This window comes from Cobetia sp. SIMBA_158, assembly GCF_046566945.1.
GTDB classification, from domain to species: Bacteria; Pseudomonadota; Gammaproteobacteria; order Pseudomonadales; family Halomonadaceae; genus Cobetia; species Cobetia amphilecti.
Map to the genome: position 1 here is coordinate 1 of NZ_JAWJYL010001048.1, position 238 is coordinate 238.

Sequence of the window (238 nt, forward strand, 5' to 3'; positions counted from 1 at the left end):
TATGTCTGCCAGCCCAAGGTGCTGGAGACGGCACGCGAACTCGGCAAGCAATGCGGCGTGCCGCGCATCGAGAGCCTCGGTACGGAGCAGGACGGCAGCCTGATGGAACAGGCCCGCCAGTGCAGCGCGAGCCACGAGGTCGAGCCACGCGCCGCCGATGATCTTGCCGCCATTCTGTATACCTCCGGCACCACCGGACGCAGCAAGGGCGCGATGCTGACCCACGCCAACCTGGCCT

The 238-nt window shown here is 67.2% G+C and carries 1 protein-coding gene; it reads left to right on the forward strand.

What is annotated here, in order from left to right:
- Positions 1-238: AMP-binding protein (locus tag R2R70_RS23010; protein ID WP_410979347.1), on the forward strand; the 238-nt coding region annotated here is incomplete at both ends.